This window comes from Candidatus Woesearchaeota archaeon (genome assembly GCA_003694805.1).
Classification (GTDB): Archaea; Nanobdellota; Nanobdellia; order Woesearchaeales; family J110; genus J110.
Window position 1 is genome coordinate 1 of the sequence record RFJU01000005.1, and the last position, 3,872, is coordinate 3,872.

A 3,872-nucleotide genomic window follows, 5' to 3' on the forward strand; every position below is an offset into this window, starting at 1 on the left:
GCCTACCAATCCGTCCTTTACGCGAACCCTCCCTTCAGCACCGTCGCGGCACGCCAGCTTGAACGCGTCAACGAACTTTTGAAAAAGGAACAGCACAGACACGACAACGTTTTCTTCCACGCCAAAACACGCCTTCAAAGAATCCTGCAAAACGCTCAAGCCCTTGCTCGACAATCACTGTACGGGAACGCTGAGCTCGAGCCAAGCTCCCTCATCGACCACTACGCCAGAGCACAGCCTCCCGTCCCATAAAAAAAAAAGAAGAAGCGAGCTCGCAGAACAAAAAAAAGAAAAAAACAACAAAAAAAAGAAAAAAACGTGGGCCTGCCCGGACTCGAACCGGGGACCTCCACCGTGTGAAGGTGGCGTCATACGCAGGAAGGGCGGCAAACCCATGCAAGAGGGCTGCTTTGCATCAAACGCCAACGCCTTCAAGCCACTAGACTACAGGCCCAAAAAAAATAACCGTCCACCAAAAACATTCCTTCTCCTCTTGCCCAACACTCTGCGTGCGCTTCTTCACTGCTCCTCAAACAAAATGCTCACCATCGCCGCGAAAGCAGGCCTTGTGATGAGCACTCCGATCGTTACGCCAAGGATGGTTGTAACCGCAAAACCGCGCACGAGCCCCGCTCCAGCAACAAAGAGCGGCACCATCGCAACAACGGTCGTGAAATACGCAGCAAAGATGATGAAAAACGCCCGCTTGAGCCTGTCCTTCCAGCTCAATTGCCTCCGCTTCGCCTCGCCAAATATAGTCTCATCAGCAATAACGATTTGATCATCAACCCCCGTCCCCACAGCAATAAGAATACCTGCAATCGCTGCTAAGTCCAGATTCCACCCGATGAGCGCGGCCATCCCCAAAATTAAAATAACCTCAGAAAACATCGTCACCACCATCGGAAGTGCGATGACCACACTCTTGTAGCGAACCACCACTACCAACGCAACCGCCAAAATCGCCAAAACAGCCACGACAAGTGCATTCTTGACGAATGCCGCGCCAAGAACAGGACTAATCGTGTCCGTCTTGACCACTTTGAGCTTGACCGGCAAGCTTCCCGTCTTCAAAATAGTCTGCAAGCGCTTCATTTCCTTTGCTGCCTGCTCGCGCGCCTCACGCTCACTCGGGCCGCTCCCAGAGCCGCTAATTTGAATATCCTGCACCGGCCTCCCTTTCAAATCCGACGCGATACGAAGAGAATCAACCAAGGCGTCATCCAGGAACAAATCCAAGGGCTTGTCCAAATAACTCTGGCCGTTCTCTACAACAACGCCCAACTTGCTCGTCGCCTCAGCTTGCCTCTGCGCCGCTTCCTTCGAGAGACGAATAGCAAAGCTGAAACGGCAAAACCACACGCCGTCTTGAGGAGCGCATCCCTCAATCCTCGCCCTCGTCGCGTCCGTCCCAACAAACGTCACGTCGCGCTTGCCACCGATAAACACGGACTCGTTCCCAATCTTCGCCTCGAACTTTCCTTCTTTCGCGATCAAGTCCTTCACTTCCTCCTTCGTCGCGCCGGCAATCTCCACAACAATGAACTGGGCCCCTTGCAAATCCGTTGCGGGACGAACCGTCACGTCACTTAGTCCAAACACGTTCAGGCGCTGCTTAATGTTCTCAACGATGAAATCAAACTCGCTCTGATTCACCTTCTTCTCCGGGGCTAAAATGATACGAGTCCCGCCTGCGAGGTCAAGGCCCTTTCGCAGATTCGTCGATGGTGCATCAAAGACGGAAATGCCCAACTCCTTGAGCCCGACAACGACCCGCTCCTGCTTTGGCCGCTCCTCAACCACCGTCACGTTTTGCGTCTCATTCGTCGACTCATTAAAGACAACCTTCGTCACGTTCACCAGCTCTGTCTCGTTGAGCACCCTCACCTCGTACTCGGGAAGCAGCAAGACATCGTACACGCCCTTTGACGTCCGAATAGTAATGGTCTTGTTCACATCATCAATGGTGAAGTTCGTCGCATCAAAAAACTCGCGAACCGAACGAATAGGAATGTTATTAACAGAAACGATGCGCTCACGCCCGAGCGGAAGAATACCTGAAGGAGGATTCTCCATCCCGGCAAGCGCGGCACTGCTATTTTTTGCAATGCTCCGAATAGACACCCCCTCCACGCCGGGCGAGGGGCGAATCACGAGTATCGAGAGCAAGAGGGCGCACAAGAGCAACAGCACCCTCCAATTCGTAAAAAGCCTCTTCGCTTTGCTCATGCCTCCTCACCCCGCAAAGCAAGATACCACCGCAAAATCCCCGCATTCTGAAGCCACGTCATTACCAAGTCAACCAAGAGCCCTATCAGCAAAATCAACATGATCTGCGCAATCACCTCCGACCTCGTCACGAGCAACGCAACCGTCACGGCGACGATCGTCGTCAAACTCATCGTCAACCCCGTCCGCATAGCGCTCACAACGCGATCGAACACGGACCCTTGCTTTCGCTTCAACACGCGAACACTCAACAAAATATCCGTGTCGACGGAATAACCAATCAGCATAAGGAACGCCGCTATTCCAGCCGTCGTCAAACGCACACCGAGCACGTCAATCACCGCCATCGTAATAACAATATCCGAGAACGCGGCAAGAATCACTGCAACGCTCGGGACGAACGTTCGAAAGTACAAGAACACCACCACTCCCATAAAAACAAAGGAAAGCAACATGGCAAAAACAGTCTGGCGGAAAAAAGAAGCGCCCAAAGAAGCATCGATCGTCTCAACAGCAATTTCCTCACGCGAAACACCAAGGAGGGACTCAACCTTTGCCACCAGCGCCTCCTCATCCACATCAGCAGCGTTAATAATCACCCCCACCGGCCTTCCCAACTCGGAGAGGCCGCGAACGTCAATGTCTGCGCTTGGAAACGAGTCGCGCAACGCACGCGAAACAGCTTCCATCGAGGCATCATTTGTATAAACGGTGAGCGTAATCCCTCCCTTGAGCGAAACCCCTTTCGTGATGAACTCCCCTGTTTGCACCTTATTCACGCCCAAAACAACCAGGGCGAAGACTAAGAGCAGGAAAGGAATGAGCAAGAGCGGCTTGTAATAATCATGAATCACCCGCAAGAGACCCTTCACTTCTACCTTGGCAGGAGCCGCCTCTTCGGCCTTCTCCAAACGCTGCAAGCGCTTCCTCCTGCGAGCGCTGCGTTCTTTGAGTTGTGAAGCCCGGCGCGCCCTTCGCGATGATGCCATTTCACTCAGCGAGGTTCTTAAACAATTAATAAACATTTCGCAACACGATCCTCGCAACAACCTCCCGCAACACCCCTCAAAAAACGGCATAAAAAAGCCCCCACAAACCCCTCAGAGAAAAAAACCAGCACAGAAAGAAAACACCAAATTTATATAGGAGCGGTTCCGTAGCACCACTTACGAGGTGAGCTCTTTGTCTAAAGCCCAAATTTCCTTTGAATACCTCTTCATTCTCGGCTTCGCCTTCATCCTCATTATCGGCTCCATCACTATCTTCACGATGTACACTCGCACCACCAACCCCCAAGTAAGCGGAGGGCAAGCCCACAAAATCGCAAGCGACCTTCTCGCTTCGGCAAAAGAAGTCTACGGCATCGGAAAAGACGCGTGGATCACCCTTGATGTCAACATCCCTGACGAAATCGAAGACATCCGCATCCTCAACTACGAAGAACTCCAAGTCACCTACAACACTCCTGAAGGCACGTCCTCCATCGTCCTCTTCTCCGACATCCCGCTCTGGACAGGAAGCGGCGGCGAAGACGAGAGCATCTCTCCAGACTTTCATTCCGGCCGCATGCTCATCCGCGTCAGGTCGCACGGAACCAACGTCAGCATAACGGAGCGAACCACATAAAAAAGAAGAAAAAAAAA

Annotated in this window: 4 protein-coding genes and 1 tRNA gene; 2 read left to right on the forward strand and 3 right to left on the reverse strand. The window is 52.5% G+C overall.

The features are described from left to right. Positions 1-252 (forward strand): hypothetical protein (locus D6783_00105; protein ID RME54009.1); only part of this gene is annotated, 252 nt, incomplete at its 5' end. Between the two features lie 67 nt (positions 253-319). On the opposite strand, the gene D6783_00110 is transcribed toward D6783_00105, so the two are convergent. The 3 genes from D6783_00110 to D6783_00120 form a co-directional block, all read right to left on the reverse strand. Then, a tRNA-Val gene (locus D6783_00110) sits at positions 320-394 on the reverse strand. Between the two features lie 125 nt (positions 395-519). After that, positions 520-2,229, reverse strand: a complete 1,710-nt coding sequence (locus D6783_00115) for a hypothetical protein (GenBank protein ID RME54010.1) — start codon at positions 2,227-2,229, stop codon at positions 520-522. Next, on the reverse strand, positions 2,226-3,308 hold the full coding sequence (locus D6783_00120) for a protein translocase subunit SecF (protein ID RME54011.1): 1,083 nt from the start codon (positions 3,306-3,308) through the stop codon (positions 2,226-2,228). The genes D6783_00115 and D6783_00120 overlap by 4 nt, the downstream gene beginning before the upstream one ends. A gap of 103 nt (positions 3,309-3,411) precedes the next feature. Between D6783_00120 and D6783_00125 the strand changes: the two genes are divergently transcribed. After that, entirely contained in the window at positions 3,412-3,855 is a 444-nt protein-coding gene (locus D6783_00125; protein RME54012.1) for a hypothetical protein, read from the forward strand. The last annotated feature ends 17 nt before the right edge of the window (positions 3,856-3,872 follow it).

Coding starts and splice junctions, on each gene's coding strand:
- D6783_00115 (RME54010.1), bottom strand. CDS start 2,229: ATGAGCAAAGCGAAGAGGCTTTTTACGAATTGGAGGGTGCTGTTGCTC.
- D6783_00120 (RME54011.1), bottom strand. CDS start 3,308: ATGCCGTTTTTTGAGGGGTGTTGCGGGAGGTTGTTGCGAGGATCGTGT.